At 60.4% G+C, this 22,583-nt stretch carries 19 protein-coding genes; 15 read left to right on the top strand and 4 right to left on the bottom strand.

The features are described 5' to 3' along the window. Window positions 1-19: 19 nt before the first annotated feature. Window positions 20-2,614, bottom strand: a complete 2,595-nt coding sequence (locus SH292x_RS04165) for an ATP-dependent Clp protease ATP-binding subunit (protein WP_442484323.1) — start codon at window positions 2,612-2,614, stop codon at window positions 20-22. Window positions 2,615-2,807: 193 nt separating this feature from the next. Beyond that, window positions 2,808-3,320 carry a hypothetical protein gene (locus tag SH292x_RS04160; RefSeq protein WP_442484322.1) on the bottom strand — a complete coding sequence of 171 codons (513 nt, stop codon included), beginning with the start codon at window positions 3,318-3,320 and terminating at the stop codon, window positions 2,808-2,810. A gap of 805 nt (window positions 3,321-4,125) precedes the next feature. On the opposite strand from SH292x_RS04160, the gene SH292x_RS04155 reads away from it, so the two are divergent. The 10 genes from SH292x_RS04155 to SH292x_RS04110 all read left to right on the top strand — a co-directional run bounded on the left by SH292x_RS04155 (window position 4,126) and on the right by SH292x_RS04110 (window position 16,842). After that, window positions 4,126-5,205, top strand: a complete 1,080-nt coding sequence (locus SH292x_RS04155; RefSeq protein WP_442484321.1) for a thiamine phosphate synthase — start codon at window positions 4,126-4,128, stop codon at window positions 5,203-5,205. A 123-nt stretch (window positions 5,206-5,328) separates the two neighbouring features. After that, window positions 5,329-6,423 (top strand): mannose-1-phosphate guanylyltransferase, encoded by a 1,095-nt coding sequence (locus SH292x_RS04150; protein WP_442484320.1) that lies wholly within the window; start codon window positions 5,329-5,331, stop codon window positions 6,421-6,423. A gap of 163 nt (window positions 6,424-6,586) precedes the next feature. Beyond that, complete coding sequence (locus tag SH292x_RS04145; RefSeq protein WP_442484319.1) at window positions 6,587-7,591, top strand: esterase/lipase family protein; 1,005 nt, start codon at window positions 6,587-6,589, stop codon at window positions 7,589-7,591. 322 nt (window positions 7,592-7,913) lie between these two features. Beyond that, the gene (gene ruvX, locus SH292x_RS04140) at window positions 7,914-8,360 is read left to right on the top strand and encodes a Holliday junction resolvase RuvX (RefSeq protein WP_442484318.1); all 447 of its coding nucleotides are present in this window, start codon (window positions 7,914-7,916) and stop codon (window positions 8,358-8,360) included. A 492-nt stretch (window positions 8,361-8,852) separates the two neighbouring features. Continuing rightward, entirely contained in the window at window positions 8,853-9,725 is an 873-nt protein-coding gene (locus tag SH292x_RS04135) for a DUF72 domain-containing protein (RefSeq protein ID WP_442484317.1), read from the top strand. A 148-nt stretch (window positions 9,726-9,873) separates the two neighbouring features. After that, a complete protein-coding gene (locus SH292x_RS04130; RefSeq protein ID WP_442484316.1) occupies window positions 9,874-10,326 on the top strand; it encodes a hypothetical protein in 453 nt (150 codons plus the stop codon). Window positions 10,327-10,658: 332 nt separating this feature from the next. Further along, window positions 10,659-11,516, top strand: coding sequence for an ImuA family protein (locus SH292x_RS04125; protein ID WP_442484315.1), 858 nt, complete (start codon window positions 10,659-10,661; stop codon window positions 11,514-11,516). Then, the gene (locus SH292x_RS04120; RefSeq protein WP_442484314.1) at window positions 11,428-13,053 is read left to right on the top strand and encodes a Y-family DNA polymerase; all 1,626 of its coding nucleotides are present in this window, start codon (window positions 11,428-11,430) and stop codon (window positions 13,051-13,053) included. Before SH292x_RS04125 ends, SH292x_RS04120 begins: the two co-directional genes overlap by 89 nt. A gap of 77 nt (window positions 13,054-13,130) precedes the next feature. Continuing rightward, window positions 13,131-13,511, top strand: coding sequence for a GxxExxY protein (locus tag SH292x_RS04115; RefSeq protein ID WP_442484313.1), 381 nt, complete (start codon window positions 13,131-13,133; stop codon window positions 13,509-13,511). Between the two features lie 82 nt (window positions 13,512-13,593). Beyond that, window positions 13,594-16,842 (top strand): error-prone DNA polymerase, encoded by a 3,249-nt coding sequence (locus SH292x_RS04110; RefSeq protein ID WP_442484312.1) that lies wholly within the window; start codon window positions 13,594-13,596, stop codon window positions 16,840-16,842. Window positions 16,843-16,851: 9 nt separating this feature from the next. Here SH292x_RS04110 and SH292x_RS04105 read toward each other — a convergent pair whose 3' ends face one another. Both SH292x_RS04105 and SH292x_RS04100 read right to left on the bottom strand, forming a co-directional pair. After that, entirely contained in the window at window positions 16,852-17,190 is a 339-nt protein-coding gene (locus SH292x_RS04105; RefSeq protein WP_442484311.1) for a DUF5615 family PIN-like protein, read from the bottom strand. Beyond that, entirely contained in the window at window positions 17,165-17,494 is a 330-nt protein-coding gene (locus SH292x_RS04100; protein ID WP_442484310.1) for a DUF433 domain-containing protein, read from the bottom strand. The genes SH292x_RS04105 and SH292x_RS04100 overlap by 26 nt, the downstream gene beginning before the upstream one ends. Before the next feature lie 114 nt (window positions 17,495-17,608). Here SH292x_RS04100 and SH292x_RS04095 point away from each other — a divergent pair, with 114 nt between their 5' ends. The 5 genes from SH292x_RS04095 to SH292x_RS04075 all read left to right on the top strand — a co-directional run bounded on the left by SH292x_RS04095 (window position 17,609) and on the right by SH292x_RS04075 (window position 22,359). Next, window positions 17,609-18,493: an SDR family oxidoreductase gene (locus SH292x_RS04095; protein ID WP_442484309.1), complete on the top strand. Its 885-nt coding sequence runs from the start codon at window positions 17,609-17,611 to the stop codon at window positions 18,491-18,493. 128 nt (window positions 18,494-18,621) lie between these two features. Beyond that, window positions 18,622-19,407: an MBL fold metallo-hydrolase gene (locus SH292x_RS04090; protein WP_442484308.1), complete on the top strand. Its 786-nt coding sequence runs from the start codon at window positions 18,622-18,624 to the stop codon at window positions 19,405-19,407. Window positions 19,408-19,526: 119 nt separating this feature from the next. Then, window positions 19,527-20,543, top strand: coding sequence for a TlpA disulfide reductase family protein (locus SH292x_RS04085; protein ID WP_442484307.1), 1,017 nt, complete (start codon window positions 19,527-19,529; stop codon window positions 20,541-20,543). Window positions 20,544-20,708: 165 nt separating this feature from the next. Then, on the top strand, window positions 20,709-21,776 hold the full coding sequence (locus SH292x_RS04080; RefSeq protein ID WP_442484306.1) for a TlpA family protein disulfide reductase: 1,068 nt from the start codon (window positions 20,709-20,711) through the stop codon (window positions 21,774-21,776). 295 nt (window positions 21,777-22,071) lie between these two features. After that, window positions 22,072-22,359 (top strand): calmodulin-binding protein, encoded by a 288-nt coding sequence (locus SH292x_RS04075; protein WP_442485845.1) that lies wholly within the window; start codon window positions 22,072-22,074, stop codon window positions 22,357-22,359. Window positions 22,360-22,583: the final 224 nt, after the last annotated feature.

The following is a 22,583-nucleotide window of genomic DNA, read 5'->3' as shown; positions in this document are numbered from 1 at the left end:
TAGCCTCGCAGGGCGCGGTTTACTCTTCGTCGCTGTCGTCGGTCGACTCGCTCGTCTCGGCGGCAACGCCGGCGGGGACGGGCTTCGGTTCGTCGGTGGACTTGAGGGTTTTGCCTTCAAACACCAACTGCTTCTTGTCGCCGACTTTCTTGATCTCGACCTCGACGGTGTCCTTGCCGGCGAACTCGCCCTTGAGCAGTTCTTCGGCCAGCGGGTCTTCGACGAAGGTTTCGATGGCGCGACGTAGCGGGCGGGCACCGAAGTCGGTGTTGGAGCCCTTCTTGATCAGGAACTGCTTCGACTCTTCGGTGAGCACTAGCTTCAGGCCCTTCTCGGCCAGACGCTTGGTGATCTTCGAAAGTTCGAGATCGACGATCTGTTGCAGGTCCTTGTTCTGGAGGTGGCGGAACACGATCACGTCGTTGCACCGGCCGATGAACTCGGGACGGAACACCTTCTCGATCTCGTCGTGCACGCGCGACTTCATCGAATCGTACGACGCATCGCCGTCGGGCTTTTGGAACCCGAACGCCGATTCGTTCTTGATCGCTTCGGCACCAGCGTTGGTGGTCATGATCAAGATCACGTTGCGGAAGTCGACGTTCCGGCCGAACGAGTCGGTCAGTCGGCCTTCTTCCATGATCTGCAGAAGCATGTTGAAGACTTCGGGGTGGGCCTTCTCGATTTCGTCGAGCAGCACCACGGCGTAAGGCCGACGGCGAATCTGCTCGGTGAGCTGACCACCTTCTTCGTAACCAACGTAGCCAGGAGGGGCACCAATCAGTCGGCTGACGTTGTGCTTCTCCATGTACTCGCTCATGTCGATCTGCACGAGCGCGTCGTCGTCGCCGAACATGAACTCGGCGAGGGCCTTGGCCAACAGCGTCTTACCAACACCGGTGGGACCGGCGAAGATGAACGCACCCGTCGGACGCTTGGGATCTTGCAATCCACTGCGGCTGCGGCGGACGGCCTTGCTGATGGCCTTGATCGCTTCGTCCTGGCTGATGACTCGCTTGTGCAGTTCCTCTTCCATGTGCATGAGGCGAAGGCTGTCCTCAGTGCTCATGCGGGTAAGCGGAATGCCGGTCATCTTCGAGACGACTTCGGCGATGACTTCTTCGTCAACGACGCCGCCGTTCTCGCGCGACTTCTCACGCCATTCCTTATGGATCTGCTGCTTCTTTTTCTTCAGCTTGTCGGCCTGGTCGCGAAGCGCGGCAGCCTTCTCGAAGTCCTGGCTGGCAACCGCTTCTTCTTTCTGGTTGTTCAGGCTCTCGACTTCTTCGTCGATTTCCTTGAGATTTGGCGGCTTCGACATGCTCTTGAGCCGTACCCGTGCACCGGCTTCGTCGATCACGTCGATCGCCTTGTCCGGCAGGCAACGACCTGTGATGTACCGATCGGAGAAATCCACCGCCGACTGAATGGCGTCGTCGGTGATTTGCACGCGATGGTGCTCCTCGTAGCGATCGCGAAGACCCTTGAGGATCTCGACGGTGTCGGCAGGATTGGTCGGCTCGACCAGCACTTCCTGGAACCGGCGGGCGAGGGCCGAGTCTTTTTCGATGTACTTGCGGTACTCGTCGAGCGTTGTGGCACCGATGCACTGGATCTCGCCACGGGCGAGGGCCGGCTTCAGCACGTTCGAAGCGTCGATGGCACCTTCGGCACCACCGGCACCCACGAGGGTGTGGAGCTCGTCGATGAACAGGATGGTGTTCTTCGCGCGGCGAACTTCGTTCATCACCGCCTTGATGCGTTCTTCGAACTGACCGCGGTACTTGGTACCGGCGACCATCATCGCGAGGTCCAAGACGACAATGCGTTTGTCGAGCAGGATCTCAGGCACATCGCCATCGACCACGCGTTGGGCGAACCCTTCGACGATTGCGGTCTTGCCGACGCCCGCTTCACCCAAGAGCACTGGATTGTTCTTCGTGCGGCGGCAGAGGACCTGCACGGCACGTTCGATTTCCTTGGCACGACCAATGACGGGGTCGAGCTTGCCTTGGCGGGCGAGTTCGGTGAGGTCGCGGCCGAAGCTGTCGAGGGCGGGGGTGCGACTGCGGCTCCCCTTCTTGCCACCTTCGCGGCCTTCGCCTTCTTCTTCGCCACCACCACCGCCACCACCCGACGGGGTGCGGCCGCCGCGTTCGCCTTCGCCACCTTCGAGGCCATGGCCCAGCAGGTTGAGGACTTCGTCGCGGACTTCTTCGAGCTTGAGGCCCAGGTTCATAAGCACCTGCGCGGCGACACCTTCCTGCTCGCGCAGGAGGCCGAGCAGGATATGCTCGGTGCCGACGTAGTTATGGTTGAGGTTGCGAGCCTCTTCCATCGAGTACTCGATGACCTTCTTGGCGCGGGGCGTCTGGGGCAGGCGACCCATGGTGACCATGTCGGGGCCGCTCTGGACCAGCTTTTCGACTTCGAGGCGGATCTTGCGCAGATCGACGTCGAGGTTCTTGAGGACGTTGGCGGCGACGCCACTGCCCTCTTTGATCAGTCCCAAAAGGACGTGCTCGGTGCCGATGTATTCGTGGTTGAACCGTTGGGCTTCCTGGTTCGCCAGTTGCATCACCTTGCGAGCGCGGTCGGTGAATCGTTCGTACATTGCCTATCTCCGTTGCTGGAGATCGCTGGGGCGGGAATGCCCCATTCGATCTGGGTCTTCAGCCGTGTGTTGTATTGTCTCGGTGATCAGTGGAGTTGGTGTGGATGGCGATTTGGGAGAACCTGCGGAATTCTAGGCATAAGCCTCGCGATAATCCAATCGCAGTAGGGTTTGCCCCCGCTCTATCCCTTTACTAGGCCGCTTCGGCGGATAAATGGCCCTCGTCGCTATCCATTGGTACGTCCGCTTGCGCGGACAGTTCTAATTCTCTCTCGATCTCGTAGCGCCACGCTCTGGCTGCGTCCAGTCGCGCGATTCGTTTTAATCGTCGCGAGGCGTATCGCGACCGGCCCAAGTGTCGCCACAGCGTGGCGAGCAGCAGATGGGCCTCGATGTCTTCGTTGTGTGTTTTGGTTAGTTCGAGCAGCAGTCGTTCGGCCCCGGCCCAGTCGCCCGCCAGGTAGGCCCGTTGGGCGGCTACTAGTTGTCGGTCGGCGTCGGCCTGTCGGTCGGCAAGCCGCTCGGTTTCGGGGTCGGGTCGCTCCTCGCGTTCCGCCCGCCGCCGCTCCGCTTGCCGTCGCAACTCGCCATGCGTCTCCCAGAGCGCGGCGAGCCACAGCACGAGCAAAGCTGCCCCGCCTACCCATTTTGCCCTTGGCTCCAAGAGCTCAGGCCATATAAATAGGTTGACGATGGCCAGATTCACTAGTGCAGTAAATCCTATCGCGAGGGCCAACCCCGCCCAAGACCCCTCGACCCACAAGTGGGGTAGTCCTGGCCACAAATAGGCCAGCCAGGGGACTCGTTTTTTAGGCGATGGATGGGGCAAGGAAACAGCTTTCACGCGATTCCCGCGCACCACCCGCTTGGCTCTCGACAACGCCAAGCCTTTGGCGATGCGAGCAAGTCTAGGTTTGCGCGAGGACGATTCAAGGCAACTCGGGTACTCGTCACGACTTAGGACCCCAGCGGTCAGCCGCTCGGCATCCCCCCGCCCGACCATCGCGCACAATCGCACGCTGCCGGGGGGGACGCTGGGGACGTATTATGGGGAACATACCGCCTGTAACGCCTGGCGGCGAGATCGATTGGTGCTAGCGAGAAGGTAGGGACTAGGGGCTGGAGGCTAGGGACTAGGGAAAAGTTCTGCGAGCCCGCAGATGGATGGGACAAAGTAGCAAGAAGAATAGGACGCGGATGAACGCGGATTGGGCAGGATCGACGCGGATAAGAATACGAAGCATTGATTTAGGTAGGGCACAGTTTGGATGAACAGGAGGAAACGGAGGGAACAGAGGAAGTAAAGAAGGAACACTAATCATCGCCAATCTGCACTAATCGTTCATTAGCGAAGATTAGCGTGGATTAGTGTTCCAAAAATCCATTCTTCGTTCCCTCCGTTGCCTTCTGTTCAAATCCGTGTTTCATCGGTGTTCATCCGTGGCTAATGTCCCGATGCGATTGAGGCGGAGAATTCCGAAGTTGAGAACTTGCCTTCGAACTGCTAACTGATGAACGACAACGCTGACCCCTCCACCCTCCGTATCCTGGACGCCGCGCTTAACCGCGCGAGCGAGGGGTTGCGCGTGGTCGAGGACTATTTGCGAATGGTGCTGGAGGATGGGCATCTGGCGGGGCGGGTGAAGCAGTTGCGACACGATTTGGCGGACGCTTCGAAGTCCCTCGCCACCGCGGATCGCCTCGCCGCGCGGGATACGCTCGGTGACGTCGGCACAACGAACACCACGGCGAGCGAGCAACTACGAGCATCCGCTGCGGACGTGGCGGTCGCCAGTTCGCGGAGAGTCGCCGAATCGCTGCGAACGATCGAAGAATACGGAAAAGTGATCGACACCTCGCTCGCCGCGAAGTGCGAGCAACTTCGCTACCAGTGGTACACGCTGGAGAAGGCGATTGGCATTGCGACGGACGCTCGCGAGCGGCTCGCCGGTGCGCGGCTGTACGTGCTAGCGGATGGGCGGAGTTCGCTGGTGGAGTTCGAGGAGCTCGTAAGTCGCCTGGTTGAGGCGGGCGTAGGGGTGGTTCAGCTTCGCGACAAAGAACTTTCCGATGCCGAGCTGCTTGCGCGTGCCGAGCGAATGGTCGCGCTCACGCGCGGCACCGAGACGCTCGCCATCCTCAACGACCGGTCCGACATCGCCGTCGCCGCGCGGGCCGATGGGGTGCATCTGGGGCAGGACGACCTGGGCGTCGCCGCTGCGCGGCGGGTGGTGGGGACGCGGATGCTGGTCGGCGTATCGACGCACGCCATCGAGCAGGCCCGGCAAGCGGTGCTCGACGGGGCCAATTACCTGGGTGCCGGGCCGACGTTTGTGTCGACCACCAAGAGCTTCGACGACTTTCCGGGGCTCGATTACCTACGGCAGGTGGCGAGCGAAGTGTCGCTCCCCGTTTACGCGATCGGTGGCATCACCGCCGAGAACCTGCCAAGCGTGCTGGCGACGGGCATCGAGCGCGTGGCGGTCGCTGGAGCCGTGACCGGGGCCGCGGACCCCGGAAAAGCGGCCCGCGAACTGCTCCGCGTGCTTGGACATTCGTCTCCAGCGAAATCGGCATCTGGGGTAGAATGAGGGGCACGAACTGTGGGAGGCCTCTCCGAGTTCGATGGCTATCGAAGATCGGGCTCGGAGAGCCCTCCCACAAATAATCTATCCCTTGGTCATTCTTAATTCGTCATTGGTCATTCGCCCCTCATGCTTCATCCTGTCATCATGGCCGGCGGTTCCGGCACTCGATTCTGGCCCGCGAGCCGCAACGCGACTCCCAAGCAATTGCTCTCGCTGGTGCCAGGCGGGACGATGATCGCGCAGACGGTCGAGCGGCTGGGCGACCTAGCTCCGCCCGAGCGATGTCTGGTGATCACGAACGCCCGACTGGTTGAGGCGATCCGCGAGCAGTTGCCGCAACTTCCCGCGGCGTCGATCGTGGGCGAACCTTGCAAGCGCGACACCGCGCCATGCATTGGCTTGGCCGCACTGCTGGTGACTCGCGTCGCCGGCGATCCCGATGCGGTGATGGTGGTGATGCCGGCCGATCATGTGATCGCGCCCGAGGAAGCGTTCCAGACCGCGATTCGTCAAGCCGAGCGGCTCATCGAATCGAACCCGCACACCATCGTCACGTTCGGCATCAAGCCAACGTATCCCGCGGAGATCTTCGGCTACATCCATCGCGACGTCCCGATGAGCTTGTCGACCGTCGAGGAGCTCGCGACGACGTATCGCGTCAAGGGATTCCGCGAGAAACCGGACGCCGCGACGGCGGCGAAGTACGTCGAGTCGGGCGAGTACTATTGGAACAGTGGTATCTTCGTGTGGCGGGCTTCGACCATTCTCGAAGCCATTGCCGAACGTCAGCCCACGATGCTCGCGCGCCTCGAAAAGATCGCGGGCGCCTGGGGCACTGACCAGCAGCAAGAAGTGTTCGACCGCGAGTTTGCCGCAATCGAAGGCATCTCGATCGACTACGCCGTGATGGAGCACGCCGAGGACGTGGTGGTGATCGAGGCTCCGTTCGAATGGGACGACCTCGGCGGTTGGCAGTCGCTCGCCCGCCGCCTCGGCACCGACGACGACGACAACACCATCGTCGGCCGGCACATCGGTCTCAATACCACGGGGACCATCGTCCGCACTTCGGACGATCACCTAGTGGTGACGCTGGGCCTCGAAGACTGCATCGTGGTCCACACCCCGGACGCCACACTGGTAGCCAGCAAACACGACGAAGAGTCGATCCGTAAGATAGTGAAAGAACTCGAATCCCGCGGCTGGACCGAACACCTTTAGGACGAAGCAACACAAACCGCCCCGAAGGGGCCCAACATGTCAGCCTAGGGGAAGCGAAGGCGAGGAACGAGCCGCAGCGCAGCCCTAGGCGAGAGAAAACGGCGGCCCGAATTCTTGCGAATCCGGCTACCAATGCGTTTGACGAGCGACGAGGATAAATGGAATGAACCGACGGGAATTTCAACTTGGCATCGCTGGCCTCCTCGCCGGAGGTTGGGCTTCGCTTGCGCGTGGCGATGAGTCGCTGGAGTGGTCGCTTCCCAACTTGCCAACCGGTACCAATGGCGGGCAGCAGTTCTGGGCCGACGTTCGCTACCACGCGGGTTGGCGAATTCAGGAGCAGGCGCTGACTGGTCATTTCCGACTGCTCAATCCCGAGTACCAGCGCGTGGCATGGGGTTCGCTCGAAGCATGCGAGGCCAAACTCGCGGAAGTTCGCGTCGAGAATCCGTCGCTGAAGAACTCGAAGACCGCCGTCGTCTGTTTGCATGGGCTGTTTCGTACTCGCTGGTGCATGGGAGGCATCTCCGAACACGTCGCCAAGCAGACCGGTTGGCAGCCGATCGTGCTAGGCTATCCGTCGACTCGAGGTAAAGTGGGCGATCATGCCGACAAGCTCAATCAAGTAATTGACAATCTCGATGGCGTCGAGAAGGTTTACTTCGTCGCCCACAGCCTTGGCAACTTGGTGATTCGTCACTGGATCAAAGACCTCGATAAGCATAAGACGCTCGAGAATCGCAAGATCGAACTCGGCCGCGTGGTGATGATCGGCCCGCCGAATCATCGCCCGTCGCTCGCCCAGACGCTGGTGCCGATTGATTACAACCAAGTGATCGCGGGCGAAGCGGGACAGCAACTCTGCGGCGACTGGGGCAACCTCGCGCCGTGCCTGGCGACACCCACCTGTGAGTTCGGCATCCTCGCCGGCGGCCTGGGCGATGACCAAGGTCACAACCCGCTGATCCCCGGCGACGACGACATGATCGTCGGCGTCGACGAAACCCGCCTCCCCGGCGCGCGAGACTTCCGCGTGCTGAACGTGATCCACGCTACGATGATGGACGACCCCCACGTGCAGAAGCTAACCGCCAACTTCCTCCAGCACGGCTATTTCGAATCCCCAGAAGCCCGCACGCCTCTGGAAGTGAAGCCGGACAAGAACTAGCCACGGATGGACACGGACGAAACACGGATTGGGGAAGGATTTTGAACAGAAGGGAACGAAGGAAACGAAGAAATTTTTGGGAACACTAATCCGCGCTAATCTTCGCTAATAGACGAAGAGACATTAGTGCAGATTAGCGACAATTACCGAAGATTACCGTTCCTCCTTTCCTTCCTTCGTTCCCTTCGTTTCCTTCTGTTAGTTCTTGTTCTGAACCGTAAGGGAACTTCATCTGTCCCCTCCGTTGCCTCCTGTTCGTCCCCAACGTAGCCTTTAGTTCCATCCGTGTTTCCTCCGTGTTCATCCGTGGCTGAAGAACTGAATGTCCCAACGCATTGCTGGCATTGATTACGGCACGGTTCGCGTGGGGATTGCCATCGCCGATCTGTCGGTGCGGATTGCTTCGCCGCTGGAGATTTATCAACGGCAGAACAAAGAAGTCGACGCCCGCTACTTCCGCCGGCTCGCCACCGACGAGGCCCTGCTCCGCTGGGTGGTCGGTCTCCCCGTGCACCTCTCGGGCGAGGAAAGCCCTAAGTCGTACGAGGCCCGGCAGTTCGGCAATTGGTTGACCGAGATCACGGGCCTGCCCGTCGACTACTTCGACGAGCGCTACTCGTCGTCCCAAGCCGAGGAACTGCTCCAAGGCGCGAACCTCACGAAGAAACGCCGCAAAGCAAGGCTCGACGCCCTGGCCGCCCAAATCATGCTCGCGGCGTACTTGGAAGCGGGAGCGAAGAGCAATGACGATCCGGGATCGATTGGGTAAGTGGTTAGCACTGCAGGTGTCATTCCGAAGGAGTCGCACGACTGAGGAATCTAGCTTGCTGACCTGAGTTCATCGATACTTCTATAAGCTTGAAGTCCTAACGTTCAGACATGGCGTTGCACCATCAACTCCACGCCAGATTCCTCGGTCGTGAACCTCCCGTCGGAATGACACCGAGCTGGACGACTTTCTCCGTTTTTCTTCCTCTGTTCTCTCCGTTTCCTTGTGTTAGTTTGTTTTTTTACAGAAGGCAACAAAGAGAACGAAGAAGTGTAACAGAGAACCATCTTGGGGCACGCAAATCTTCGCTCCCGATTAGTGCCGATTAGCGAAGATTAGTGTTCCTCACTTTATCCCTCCGCTGCCTTCCCTCTGTTCTCTCCGTTGCCTCCTGTTATAAATCCTTAACAACGTGGAAAAGTTCCCTCTCCCAGACCCTCACCCGGGTCGGGGAGAGGGATACAACACTGACTCCTTCTGTTCCGTTACAACATGCCCGCCCTGCCCTACTATCTTGGTTGCCCTGTGTGGGTGTGCGATGCTTGGGTGGGATCGGTCTACGCGGGCAAGTCGCGGACGCGGTGGCTTGCCGATTACACGCAGGCCTTCAACTCGGTCGAGGGGAATAGTACGTTCTACGCGCTGCCGAAGGGGGAAACGGTGGAGCGCTGGGCGGAAGAGGCGGCCGAGGGGTTTCGGTTTGTGCTCAAGTTTCCTCGCACCGTGACGCACGACAAGATGTTGTTTGCGGCCGAGCACGAGACCGAGGCGTTTCTGTCGCTGCTCGCCATCTTGCGCCGCGCCGATAAGCTTGGCCCGTCGATGATTCAGTTGCCGCCCTATTTCGACGCGGCGAAGCTCGTGAACCTCGAGGCGTTCTTGGCTCGTCTGCCGCGCGAGTTTCCTTACGCGGTCGAGGTTCGGCACGACGACTTCTTCGACAGTGGTCCTGCGGAGCACGCGCTCGATGCGTTGCTGGCCGAGTACCGTGTGGACCGCGTGCTGTTCGATAGCCGGCCGCTGTTCTCCGCTCCGCCGACCGACGATTTCGAAGTCGAGTCGCAAGGCCGCAAGCCGCAGGTGCCGGTGCGATTCACCGTCACCAGTGGCTCGCCCATCGTGAGGTTCATCGCCCGCAACGACGTACCCTCGGTCGAGTCATGGATCAACGAGTGGGTGAGAGTTGTCGCCGATTGGCTCGCGCGGGGGCTGACGCCCTACTTCTTCACCCACGCTCCGAACAACGCCTTCGCCCCCGCCGTCGCGGCGCTATTCCACACGCGGCTTATGGAGCACATGCCGAATTTGCCGCCTCTCCCTGCGTGGCCGGGGCAAGTGGTGCAAAAGCAGCAGTCGCTGTTTTAGCGGCGAAAACGGGCAAAAAAGTCGGTGAGCTATACTTGAGAGAAGCTGTTGGGGAACCGGGAGCTAGCGCTCTTGGTGAACCCGGAGCTCGCGCTCTGTGGCTGATCCGATTCGATTCTATTCAGTGCTTCTTCTTATTGCGTGCCGCATGTCCGACACTTACGTCCCCAGCCGGTTCATGTTCTGGTGCCTCGCGCCGTTTCTTCTGGCGTTCCTCGCGATGCCCTTATTGCTCGAACCACCCAAGACGCTGTTCGCTGGTGTCGGCATCGTTGTGCTGGAAGTGATGGCGGCGTGCGCACTACTAGGCTTCTACGACTCGGTGCGATTCCATTGGTGCTGGCGCGTGGTGGGAGCACTCGTGTTTTTAGTCTACGTCGCGTACGTAGTGATGATGGTGGCAGAAGGAGCGTGGATTGTGGGCGAACGCGGCTCGGCGACTTGCGCGGTCAACGCCGTGCTCGGACTATTGGCGTTCGGCCTTCCCGGATTGTGGTACGCGATGATGGGGCGTCTCACGTGGCACTCCGATTCCTGCGACGCGGCATGGGATGGCTGGGAAGACGATGACGAAGAGTTGGAAGAGGACGAAGACCACTAAGTTATCTGTGTCGATCCGTCGCTTCCTAATCCGCGACCATCCTGCTAGATCCGCGCCATCCGCCTTTTATTCTGTCGCGGATGAGCAATACAACGTGTGGGCTACTGGCTCTGCCGTCCTTCTGCCCAATTGTCCAGTAAGTACAACTCCTTTCTTGCACCCCTCTGGGCCTGACTCCAGCTAGCACTGCTAGCGTGTTTTTCGGCTGCGAGCCCAACCTGAGGGTGGCTAGCAGCCTTTTTCCCGGGTTATTTTGTGGGTTGCAAGTTAAATGTACGGTCATATACTGCGTGTGTTATGAACAAAAAGCCACACAAGGCAGTATGAACACCATGACGACCACCACACCCCCACTGCGCCCTGCCGAACTTTCCCGACTCAAGGGACTGGTCGAGCGGTTCGAACACCCAGGTCACCGCGAGGCGAGGCCCACGCTGTCCACGGGCGTCGCGGCAGTCGATCGACTGCTGCCCCATCGCGGGCTTCGCGGCGGGATGCTGGTGGAATGGGTGGCCGATGGGCCGGGGAGCGGGGCGAGCCTGCTGCCAACCGTGGCGCTGAAGAACTTGCAGCGCGGCGGCGGGGCCATCGTGGTGGTCGACCGACGAGGCAACTTTTATCCACCAGCCGCTTCGGCGTGGGGCATCGATCTCGCACAAACGATTGTCCTCCGCCCCACGTCCGAAGCCGACGAACTGTGGGCCATCGACCAAACGCTTCGCTGCCCGGATGTGGCGGCCGTGTTGGCGTGGCCTCACGAGATCGATGGGTTCACGTTCCGCCGGTGGCAACTGGCCGCCGAGGCAAGCGGCGCGATTGGTCTCTTCGTCCGTCCTGCCAGCGCCGAACGCGAACCAACCTGGGCCGCCGCGCGATTGTTGGTCTCGCCCCGACCGGCGATGGAGATGCCCGCGATGGAAATAAAAGAGGAAGAGGACGAACTGCCGAGTAGCTGGAAGCTGTGCGTCACCGTGCTGCGAAGTCGCGGCGGGCGAGCACATCAAAGCGTGGAACTGGAAGTCGACGAACAAACGGGGAACATCCATGAAGCCGCACCACACGAAACCACTCACCCTCGCCCCACCCACTATCAAATGCTCGATGGGCAAACGCTCCACAAGCACCAAGCGGGTGATCGCCGTCTGGCTGCCTCACTGGCCCATCGAACGCATCACGAGCAAACGGCCTGAACTGCGTGGGCGACCATTGGTGCTCGAAAGCACGTCGGCGCGCGGCCAGCGAGTGATCGCCTGTTCGGCCGAAGCTCGCGAAGCCGGGGTCGAGCCAGGCATGCTGGTCGCTGAGGCGACGGCGCTGTCGACCCTCAATGCGGTCCGCCTGCCCCACGACGCGCTGGCCGATCGCCGGAGCCTGGAGAAACTAGCGAGCTGGTGCCATCGCTTTAGTCCCTCGGTGGGTGTCGAAGGGCTCGACACGCTGGTGCTCGACGCCACGAACCTCGCCCCGCTGTACGGCGGCGAAGAACCGCTGGTGGAACAAATCGCCCAGGGCCTCGCGCGCTTGGGGCTCACCACGCGCATCGCGCTGGCAGACAACATCGCCACGGCGTGGGGGGTGGCGCATTATCAGCTGCCGCCCCCTCACCCTAACCCTCTCCCCCAAACGATTGCGGGCGAAGTAGCAACATTACGGAACGCTACTTCTCGCAACCGTTCGGGGGAGAGGGGACAAATAGTTCCATCGGGTGAGAACGTTGCCGCGCTCGCGGCACTTCCGGCGGCGGCGCTAAGGCTGGATGGCGCGACGCTCGAAACGCTCGCGCGGCTAGGAATCGAGACCGTGGGTGAGGTGCTCGCACTGCCACGTTCGGGCCTGGCGTCGCGGTTTGGGCACGAATTGCTCACGCGGATTCACCAAGTGCTGGGCGATCAAGACGAAGTGATCCGCGGGGCACCTCATACGCAGCACCTCACCACCCAGTGGCTGCTCGAACCGCCGCTTACCAAGTGGACGCACATCAACAAAGTGCTGGAACGACTCTTGGGGCAACTGTCGCACCTGCTCTCGGCACGCGACGCGGGGGCGCTCGAAATCGCTTGCCAACTCGAGTGCCAGTCGGGGCCTGATGTGACGTTCGACACGCGATTGTTCCGCCCCACGAGCGACGCCGTGCACCTGATGGAGATTGTTGCCCTCAAGACAGAGCGACTGCCACTCACCAATCCGGTAACCGCGGTGCGGGTACACGTGGTCCGCCACGCCCCGCTCGCGCGGCAGCAACGCGTGCTGTTCGAGCGCGAAACCAATTGGCAACACTCAACGCAGCTCGCGGGCCTCGTGAATCGACTCGCGGGGCGACTGGGTGCCGAGGCGGTGGTTCGCTGCCGAGTGCAGCACGAAGCGCAGGCCGAGTTTGCTTACACCGAGGAGTCGCTGGTGGGAAATCTATCGATGCGTAAGAAGCCGCCGAGCCCGGTGGTGACGAAACTCGCACCGCTTGATCGACCATTGCGATTTTACAGCAAGCCCGAGCGGATCGAGACGCTGTCGTTCCTGCACGAAGGCCCGCCGATCCGCTTCACGCTCGCCGGCCAGCAGCACACGGTCGCCCATTATCGCGGCCCGGAGCGAATCGAAACCGGCTGGTGGCGCCACCAAGGCGTCCGCCGCGACTACTACCGCGTCGAAACCACCGAAGGCCGCCGCTTCTGGCTCTTCCGATGCCTAAGGCGACAGAAATGGTTTTTACACGGGGCGTATGAGTGACAAGACAAAGAAAAGAATTCGTCGCGGATAGACACGGATTTTAGCGGATTAACTCGGATTTTCAGGGGGAGAACAGAATGTCAGATAAGTTGCTACATCGAGAACTCAGTGAAAAGATCATTTCGACGTTCTATGAGGTTTACAACACCTTGGGGCATGGGTTCTTGGAAAAGGTATATGAGAACGCGTTGGTGATCGCACTTCGCAAACGAGGCGTCGTCGTTCACCAACAATGGCCAATCACGGTCCGATTCGATGGGACCATAGTCGGCGAGTATTTTGCCGATCTTTGTATCGATGAACTGGTTATCGTCGAAATTAAGATTTGCGACGCCATTTGCGATGCCCACAAAAGCCAACTTCTGAACTATCTGACTGCTACAGAAACCGAACTCGGCATGATTCTTAATTTTGGTCCCGAGCCAAGCTTCACTCGCAAAGTAATGTCCAAGAAGTAGCAAGTCTTGCGTCTTAGATCCGCGAACATCCGCCTGAATCTGCGTTTATCCGCGACTGATTCTGCTTGTCGCCGATCGTTCTATGCCCGAGCCGCCGCCATTTCTGAAACGCACACCACTGCACGTCGAGCAGCGAGTGGGCTCCACTGCTTCTCAAGTTCGCTACGCCGAGCTGCATTGCCTCACGAATTTTTCGTTCCTCGAAGGGGCGTCGCATGCGGATGAGCTCGTGCTGACGGCGGCGGAGTTGGGTTACGCGGCGCTCGCGGTGACCGATCGTAATAGTCTCGCCGGTGTGGTGCGGGCGCACACGGCGGCGAAGGACTGCGGGCTGCGGCTTCTCGTTGGTGCCGAGGTCACGCCCGACGACGCGGCGTGGGTGGTGCTGCTGCCAACCGATCGCCGGGCGTATGGCAATCTCGCGCGGCTACTCACCGTGGGTCGACGGCGTGCGGAGAAGGGGGAATGCCGACTCACGTTCGACGACATTGCACAGCATCACGAAGGTTTGATTTCCTTAGTGCTTCCGACGAGACGCAATGCGTCGGCGGAGTCCGAAATAGCCGACGAGCTACGTCTCGTCGGAGAAAACTCGGACAATCGATCGTCGCTTGATTTCACGGACGAGCTTCATCGCTACCACGAGTTATTCGGTGACCGCTGTTATCTGCTTGCCGAGCTCCACTATGGCACCAACGACCACCAGTGGCTCGGGCAACTCAAGGAGTGGAGTAAAACGACTCGCGTGCCACTCGTCGCGGGGGGCGACGTGCATTACCACGTTCGCGAGCGAATGCCATTGCAGCACGTGCTCACCGCGATTCGGCATGGCAAGACCGTGGCGCAGTTGGGCGACGCGTGCTTGCCGAACGCCGAGCGGCACCTGCGTCCGCTCGATGAGATTGCCACGATCTTTGCCGACGTGCCTCACGCCGTGCGGCGGACGATGGAGATCGCCCAGCGGTGCCCGTTCTCGCTCGACGATTTGCGGTACGAGTACCCTGAGGAACTCGCCCCGCGCGGCCAGACGCCGATTGAATATTTGCGGCAGCTCGCGTGGCAGGGAGCGAAGCAGCGCTATCCGACCATCGTGCCCGAGAAGGTATGCCGACTGCTGGAGCACGAGCTGACGCTGATCGCCCAATTGCATTACGAGGCATTTTTCCTCACCGTGTACGACATCGTCCGCTTCGCCCGCTCGCGGAACATCCTGTGCCAGGGTCGCGGCTCGGCGGCCAACTCGGTGGTGTGCTATTGCCTGGGGGTGACGGCGGTCGATCCGGCGGAGCACGAGCTGTTGTTCGAGCGTTTCATCTCCGCCGAGCGAAACGAAGCCCCCGACATCGACGTCGACTTCGAGCACGAACGCCGCGAGGAAGTGCTGCAGTACATCTACAACAAGTACGGCCGCGAACGAGCGGGGCTCGCGGCGACGGTGATTACCTATCGCCCGCGAAGTGCGATTCGCGATGTTGGCAAGGCGCTGGGGCTGTCGGTCGATCGCGTTGACGTGCTGGCGAAGAACTACGATTACCGTGGCGAGAGCGTGCTGCTCCCCGCGCGGTGCGAGCAAAGTGGCATCGACCCCGAGTCGCGACTGGGGCAGCAACTCATGCTGCTGGTCAATGAACTCCTGGGCTTTCCTCGGCATCTGTCGCAGCACGTCGGTGGCATGGTGATCACGCGCGGACCGCTGTGCGAGTTGGTGCCGATCGAGAACGCGGCGATGCAGGACCGCACCGTCATCGAGTGGGACAAAGACGACCTCGATGAGCTTGGCATCCTCAAAGTCGACTGCCTGTGCCTCGGCATGTTAACGGCGATTCGCAAGTGTTTTGATCTCATCAGCCAGCACACGTGCCGGCAGCTCTCCATCGCCACGGTGCCGGAAGAAGACCCGGCGGTGTACGACATGATCTGCCGGGCGGACACGGTGGGTGTGTTTCAAATCGAAAGCCGGGCACAGATGAGCATGCTGCCAAGGCTCAAGCCGCGGAAGTTCTACGACCTGGTGATCGAAGTGGCGATCGTCCGCCCGGGACCGATCCAAGGCAACATGGTGCATCCCTATCTTCGGCGGCGCAACAAAGAAGAAGACGTGGTGTATCCCAGTCGCGAGGTCGAGCAAGTGCTGGAGCGTACGCTCGGTGTGCCACTGTTTCAGGAGCAAGCGATGCAACTGGCGGTCGTAGCCGCGGGGTTCACGCCGGGTGAGGCCGATCAACTGCGGCGGGCGATGGGGGCGTGGCGGCGGCTGGGGCTGATCGATACTTATCGCAAGAAGCTGATCGACGGCATGCTGGCCAAGGGTTACACGCCCGAGTTCGCCGAGGCGTTGTTCAACCAAATTCGTGGCTTCGGCGAGTATGGCTTTCCTGAGTCGCACGCGGCGAGCTTCGCCAAACTGGTTTATGTATCGTCGTGGCTCAAGCACTATTACCCCGCGGCGTTCGCAGCGGCGATCATCAACAGCCAACCGATGGGTTTCTATGCTCCCGCACAACTGGTCCGCGACGCCCGCGATCACAAGGTCGAAGTCCGACCGATTGACATCAACCAAAGCGATTGGGATTGCACGCTCGAACCACAAGGCGATGGTCGCGAGGGAGCGGTGCGACTCGGTATGCGGCTCGTTCGCGGGCTAAGGCAAGCGGATGTCGAGCGAATAATTCGCGAGCGGCGCGTTGATGAGGAAGTAGTACCTTATAACTCGGCGGCCGAACTCGCCACGCGTGCGCGGATTGGCCGGGCGACTTTGGAGAAACTCGCCGACGCCGGAGCGCTCGATTCGCTGGAACAAGATCGCCGCGCCGCGTTGTGGCAGGCACTCGACGAACCGCTGTCGGCCGAGCGGATGCCGCTGTTCGCTGATGCCGACGACGAAGAAGAGGCACCGTTGCTCCCCACGCTCACGCGGCAACAACAGGTGTTCGCCGACTACGCCTCGGCGGGGCTGTCGCTCCGCGATCATCCGGTGGCGTTCTACCGCGACCGGCTCACCACGCTTGGCATCACCACCGCGGCGGGGCTCGGCAAGCTTCGACATGGCAGCCGCGTAAAGGTCGCCGGCCTAGTGCTGATGCGACAACGCCCTGGCACCGCGGGGGGCATCACGTTCGTCACACTCGAAGACGAAACGGGCACCATCAACCTGGTGGTTCACCTGCGAACCTGGCAGCGGTACGAACTGGTCGCCCGCCGCACCAATGCTATGACGGTCACCGGCCGGCTCGAACGCCAAGGCATCGTGGTCCACGTGATCGCGCGAGAGATTCAGGACTTACAAACCGAGATGGATGTGTTGGAACATCGGTCGCGGGATTTTCGGTAGAAAGTTGCGTCAAAGATATTCGACGTGGCCTTGCATCTCCTCGGCCGAAAGACAAGCGTAAACCAGATAGATCGACTGCAGCAAATCACTAGCGCGGCGTTGATACTTGACCTGCGGACAATAACAGATGCCCGCGTGAACCTCGCCGTTAAGATGACGATCGACGAAATCCCGGTCGTGCGTCACGAGGACGCGACCCTCGGCAAGTGCAAATGCCAAATGGTCAGCATCATCTGCATCTTGCAACCCAGCTTGCTGAGTGGTCGTGACATCGACACCGAACTGACGCAGCCCGTGAGCGACCGCATTAGGCACATGCTGGTCAAGATGAAATCGAATCGCTGCCATCTTTAGTCCGAAGTTTCATCGCGACTTTTGAGACAGCGTTACGCTTCAATTGGTCGAACGCCACATTCTCTTCGGCAATCTCTCGCTCAATCTCCTCTCGATGGTCAAGCACGTAGCTAATCGCAGCATGAATCGAGGACAGAGAGAGTTCCGGATAACTGGCCAGGATATCGACAGGAGACTGGCCTCCTAAGAAATGCCAAGCAAAGATGTCGTGGACACGAATACGAGTCCCCTGAATGCAGGGCTTACCACCGCATTTCTCATCGCGTGCTTCGATGTACGACGTGGCGACAGGCGACATGGCGTAAATAATACCTTGAACCAAGTGGGGGAGCGGAAAGCGTACTATTTAGTATACTCCTGAGACGTAGGCCAGGAAACGTCGTTACCAGAAAATCCCATCCCGCCCCAGCCCATGCCCCAATCTCTCCTCCTCTTCGGCTGCGGCTACCTTGGCGAGCGTGTCGCCAAAATTTCAAGCGAGCAAGGCGACACGGTGCACGCCGTGACGCGATCAAACGCGAATGCGGACGAGTTTCGCACGCGTGGTTGGCAGCCGATCGTCGCCGATGTCACCGATCCCGCGTCGCTCACCAACTTGCCAACCGTTGACACGGTGCTCATCGCGGTGGGTTACGATCGCAACTCGGGCAAGTCGATTGACAAAGTCTATGTCGACGGAGTGAAGAACATCCTAGCGGCACTGCCTGATGACATTGGCCGGCTGATCTACATCAGCACCACCGGCGTGTATGGCAATGCGGATGGCGAATGGATCGATGAAGACACTCCCCCCTGCCCCACCCGCCCGGGCGGGATCGCTTCGCTGGCGGCCGAACAGCTCATTCGAGAAAGCCAATTCGCCGATCGCGCAATTCTGTTGCGACTTGCTGGCATTTACGGCCCCCACCGTTTGCCCTACCTCGCGCAACTCAAGGCGGGTGAGCCGATCGAGGCGCCGCAGGAGGGTTACCTAAACCTCATTCACGTTTATGACGGTGCGCGAATTGTGGTGGCCCTGGCTGCCCCCGCGCGACAAGTTCGCGGCCCCGTAACCTACTGCGTGAGCGACGGGCATCCCGTGGTGCGGGGCGAGTACTATCGTGAGGTCGCCCGCCAATTGGGCACGCCGGAGCCAACGTTCACCGAACCCGAAGAGGGGAGCCCCCGCGCGGCGAGGGCCGCTGCCGACAAGCGGGTTAGCAATCGGCGCCTGATGGCGGATCTGCCGATCGAGCTTTCGTGCGAGGATTATAAACAGGGCATTGCGAAGACAATTCAGTGGGAATCTCCGAGCTAAACACCTATTGCGACTGGGTTGCATTAGCGTCTGAAACGGTCCGCACGTTGCTCATTGGAGCCATTCGCTCTATCATCTAGGGCCCCGAGAATTTTCCCGTCGACCCTACTACGCCCCCACGCCGCGTCATGCTTCAGCGCAATCCACTGTTCCCGCACGTCATCGAACTCAATCACCAGGCCCGGCAGCGGATCACCTGCAGTGTCTACTTGATTTATGACGACCAGAACAACTGGGCCCTGCTCGACATCGGGTTCGAGGACGCGGTGGACGAGGTGCTTGAGCTGATTCGCCAGCTCGACTTCCCCTACAGCAAGTGCGTGACACTGATCGCTTCGCACGCCGACGTCGATCACATCCAGGGGCTCGCCAAGGCGAAGCAGATTCTCAAGACCACGGTTGCTTGTCATCCTGCTGCCGCCATTCCTCTGGAGTCAGGCGATCGGCTGTCGACCTTTGCAGCCATTGAAGCCCAGGGCATTGATCTCGACATGCCCAAGGTGGAAATCGAGCGCCGACTCAACGAGGGCGATAAGATCCAGATTGGCGACGTCGAACTCGAAGTCTGGCACACGCCCGGGCACACCGACGGACAGCTTTCGTTCCGCCTGGGCAACCTGCTGCTCTCGGGCGACAATATCTTCCGCGATGGCTCGGTCGGCGCAATCGACGCTCATCATGGCAGCAGCATCCCGGGCTTCATTTCGTCCCTCAAGCGAATCCAGGAGAGCGACGTGGAGTGGCTGCTCCCCAGCCATGGCCCCGCGTTCCGCAAGGACAACGCGATGCTGCAGAAAACCATCGACCGGCTGGAAACCTACCTGCACATGGCCGATTTCGGCACTTGCGCTATCGACTGGCCGTTGATGGACGAGTGGGAACAGGAATTGCTCGAAGGCAAAACTCCTGAATAAGCCTGACTTGCGGAACTCGCCGAGTTTTTGCGGTTTTGGTGGTCCGGTCTCCCGGCGGTAGTTACGATAGAGGGCCCGGCCTTTCGTCGGCCAGTTGCTCTCATCGGGGACTTCAGATCATGCGCATCGTGAATGCCGCAACCTTGGCGATACTTTTCTCGTTCACAGCCAGCGTCGCACTGGCTCAGGAAGAAACAGCGCTCGTCGACTACACGCTCCCCACAGCGCCCGAAGCGTGGATGAACTACGCGCCGTTGTCACTCGATCGACTCGAAGGCAAGGGGATCATTCTCTACTACTTCGAAGAGGACTGCCCCAAGTGCGCAGCTCGGTGGCCCAAGTTGCTGGAAGAGTCGCGGCAGCGGTCGCTCGACCCTATCGTGTTCATTGCCGTGAACTCGGGCACACCGCCGGCGAAGCTCGCCGCGTACCTTCGCGAGCATCAAATCAACTGGCCGGTGATTGCCGACACCGATCGCTCGTTCGAGCGGCAATCGATTCGCGACCCCATCACCTTGCAGAACACCACGCAAGTCCGCATGCGCCCGAACAAGGGGAAGTGGGAGATTCGCAGTTCGTCGCGCATGTCGGCAGCCGCGACGGCGGCGGGCAAGGAAGGCCGATTCAAAGTTTTGCCGGCCACCGTTCCGCTAGAGCTTCGGCCCGCCTGGGGACTAATCGAACTTGGAAACTTCTCGCAGGCGCTACCGCTGCTCAACCAAGCGACGCGGCGAGGTAGCGAAGAAGTGAAAGCCTCGGCCGATGTCCTGAAGGCGACCGTCGACATCGAGATGCAGAAGGAGCTCAAGGCAATCGACGAACTCCTCGAGGCTGACGACGAGTGGCACGCGTACCAGGCGATTGGCTCGCTGCTCGAGACCTACAAGGGGTACGAGATTCCCGAAACGATGATCGAGAAGCACGACGAACTAGCAGCACTCGACAGTATTCGCGATCAACTCGTGGCGGCCAAGAAGTACGACCTCGCACTTCGGGCGGGCTCCGCGGGCACGCCGGCGGCCATCAAGCGAGCAACCGCGATGCTACAGCGGCTAGTGGACGCGTATCCCGAATCGGAAGCGGCAGACGATGCCCGGAAGCTTCTCGGGCAGCTGCCGCTATCGTCCCGCAATTGATTTCCTGGCAGTTGCAGCCCATTTCCGCCCTTTTGAGGTGAAACCACCACGCCGATCTGCGCGATTTTCGTGGTTCAATGTTGAGCCGCCAAAGGTTATGATCGGCGGACTAGAGGACCTGGTGGTCCGACCTACAGAGAACTTTCGCGGGGAATGGGGAACAAGATGAATCGCCTAACTGCTTTTCGCTCATGGATCGTGCTTTGCTCAATGCTCGTGGCGTCCGGCGCGTTTGGTGCCGACGAAGCGGCACCGACGGATTCGGCGCCGAAGATTCAGTGGTACGGTGCGGACGGCAAGCTCGCCGCCCTTCCGGCATCGCCCGACAAATGGATGAACTGCTCGCCGCTCGATTTGGCGAAGCTCGAGAACAAGGCGCTGGTGTTTTACTTCTTCGAAGAGCAATGTCCAACTTGCGAGAAGAAGTGGGAAGGCCTTCTCGCTGCGGCAGAGCAGAATAGCGACAAGCCGGTGGTGTTTATCGCCGTGAACTCGGGCAACACGCCCGAACAGATTCGCGGCTACCTGTCGCGGAACAACATCAAGTGGCCCGTGATTGTCGACCCCGATCGGTCGTTTGAGAAGGAAGCCCTTGCCGCAGAAATCAGCCTGAACAATATCTACCAAGTTCGCGTGCTTACCCCCGATGGCAAATGGCGTGGCGTTTCGCCCGACCAGTTCGGCCTCGCCGCCGAGACCGCGGCCGAGACCGGAAGTTGGAACGTCGATCCCACGACGATGCCCGAAGAACTACTCCCCGTGTGGCAGCGCGTCGAAATCGGCGACTACGGCACCGCGTCCAAGGCGCTGATGCGTGCTGGCAAGCAAGGCAACGCCGAGACTAAGGAAGCCGCCAAGCAGCTTTACTCGGTGGTCAAAGCGTCGATGGACGCTGACCTCGAGGCAATCAAAGAACAACTCCAAGCCGGCGAAGAATGGGCGGCCTTCCAGGCAATCGAAAGCTTTCAAAAGCAGTACGATGGTTACCCCGTCCCCGCCGCGGTCGCCAAGAAGTACGACGAGCTCAAGAAGTCGGACGGTGTCCAGCAACAGCACAAGGCCGCCAAGAAACTAGCCGCCGCCATCCGCGCTGGCTCGAAGAACACGCCCGCGGCCATCGAACGCGCGGTGGCGCAGCTTGAGACGCTGATCGAAGAGTTTCCAGGAACCGAAGCGGCCGACGAAGCTCAGAAGTTGATTGAGCAGGTGAAGTCGGCGGGGGGAGCGAGTTAACACATTGCTGTTTACTTACTCCTTATGCTCCCCGTGCTCACGCACGGGGCTCGATGGATACGGAGTTCCAGCCAATCTTCTCTCCCACGCAAACCCGCACGAGAATGCCGCCTGTAACGGTCCTGCCGGATTTTCTCTCAATTCCGGTCCTGCCGTCCGCCGATGGTATAGGCACCGGGAGTCAGGTGGCACCAGCAACCACCTTGGCTCGCGGAACTTGACCCGCACTGCCATCGTTTGATTTCCGGGGGGAAACATGCATCGCCGCTTTGCTATCATCGTTGCTTCGGCAGCGATGCTGCTCGCCGGTCTGTCCGCGTCGTCGGCAGAGGCTCAGCAGGCCTACGGGCGGGCTTGGGGCCACACTTACACGACCCAAGACTGGGACCGCTTTTACCACTATCCCTACGTCTATTATCCCCAGAACTTCTGGGGTAACGAATACTACCGCAGCGCTGACAGCCTGTATTACCGCTATCCGCCAGAAATGCGGATCCCGGTCTACAACAAGCGTTGGCACAACTACTATCCGTCGCCACGCAAGTACCACTCCGGACACCACTTCATCCTCGACGTCTTTTGATCGAGGGGCCTTCGGGCTCCTCAGCCTCGGGTCGCGTCATTTCGGGGGGACTGACGCCCCGCGTGCCTCAATCGACTTAGAGAATGAAGCTCTGTGATAACCGCGGCGCCAGCCATCAGGCCGGCGTCGCGGTTTCGCTTTTTGGTGCGTACAACTGGCGACATGCCCGCGTCTCGCGGAGTGGGTTATACTGGTGCGAGTATGTCAGTTCCCCCTGATCGCGC

The organism is Aeoliella fuhlenseeensis, assembly GCF_052161615.1.
Taxonomy (GTDB): Bacteria; Planctomycetota; Planctomycetia; order Pirellulales; family Lacipirellulaceae; genus Aeoliella.
The sequence above is the reverse complement of the archived record's forward strand: the minus strand, read 5'-3'. Positions and strand labels throughout refer to the sequence as shown.

Bases quoted from the DNA above. Each gene is read 5' to 3' on its own strand.
- SH292x_RS04165 (WP_442484323.1), bottom strand. From the start codon at position 2,614: ATGTACGAACGATTCACCGACCGCGCTCGCAAGGTGATGCAACTGGCG.
- SH292x_RS04155 (WP_442484321.1), top strand. From the start codon at position 4,126: ATGAACGACAACGCTGACCCCTCCACCCTCCGTATCCTGGACGCCGCG.
- SH292x_RS04150 (WP_442484320.1), top strand. From the start codon at position 5,329: ATGCTTCATCCTGTCATCATGGCCGGCGGTTCCGGCACTCGATTCTGG.
- SH292x_RS04145 (WP_442484319.1), top strand. From the start codon at position 6,587: ATGAACCGACGGGAATTTCAACTTGGCATCGCTGGCCTCCTCGCCGGA.
- ruvX (WP_442484318.1), top strand. From the start codon at position 7,914: ATGTCCCAACGCATTGCTGGCATTGATTACGGCACGGTTCGCGTGGGG.
- SH292x_RS04135 (WP_442484317.1), top strand. From the start codon at position 8,853: ATGCCCGCCCTGCCCTACTATCTTGGTTGCCCTGTGTGGGTGTGCGAT.
- SH292x_RS04130 (WP_442484316.1), top strand. From the start codon at position 9,874: ATGTCCGACACTTACGTCCCCAGCCGGTTCATGTTCTGGTGCCTCGCG.
- SH292x_RS04125 (WP_442484315.1), top strand. From the start codon at position 10,659: ATGACGACCACCACACCCCCACTGCGCCCTGCCGAACTTTCCCGACTC.
- SH292x_RS04120 (WP_442484314.1), top strand. From the start codon at position 11,428: ATGGGCAAACGCTCCACAAGCACCAAGCGGGTGATCGCCGTCTGGCTG.
- SH292x_RS04115 (WP_442484313.1), top strand. From the start codon at position 13,131: ATGTCAGATAAGTTGCTACATCGAGAACTCAGTGAAAAGATCATTTCG.
- SH292x_RS04110 (WP_442484312.1), top strand. From the start codon at position 13,594: ATGCCCGAGCCGCCGCCATTTCTGAAACGCACACCACTGCACGTCGAG.
- SH292x_RS04105 (WP_442484311.1), bottom strand. From the start codon at position 17,190: ATGGCAGCGATTCGATTTCATCTTGACCAGCATGTGCCTAATGCGGTC.
- SH292x_RS04100 (WP_442484310.1), bottom strand. From the start codon at position 17,494: ATGTCGCCTGTCGCCACGTCGTACATCGAAGCACGCGATGAGAAATGC.
- SH292x_RS04095 (WP_442484309.1), top strand. From the start codon at position 17,609: ATGCCCCAATCTCTCCTCCTCTTCGGCTGCGGCTACCTTGGCGAGCGT.
- SH292x_RS04090 (WP_442484308.1), top strand. From the start codon at position 18,622: ATGCTTCAGCGCAATCCACTGTTCCCGCACGTCATCGAACTCAATCAC.
- SH292x_RS04085 (WP_442484307.1), top strand. From the start codon at position 19,527: ATGCGCATCGTGAATGCCGCAACCTTGGCGATACTTTTCTCGTTCACA.
- SH292x_RS04080 (WP_442484306.1), top strand. From the start codon at position 20,709: ATGAATCGCCTAACTGCTTTTCGCTCATGGATCGTGCTTTGCTCAATG.
- SH292x_RS04075 (WP_442485845.1), top strand. From the start codon at position 22,072: ATGCTGCTCGCCGGTCTGTCCGCGTCGTCGGCAGAGGCTCAGCAGGCC.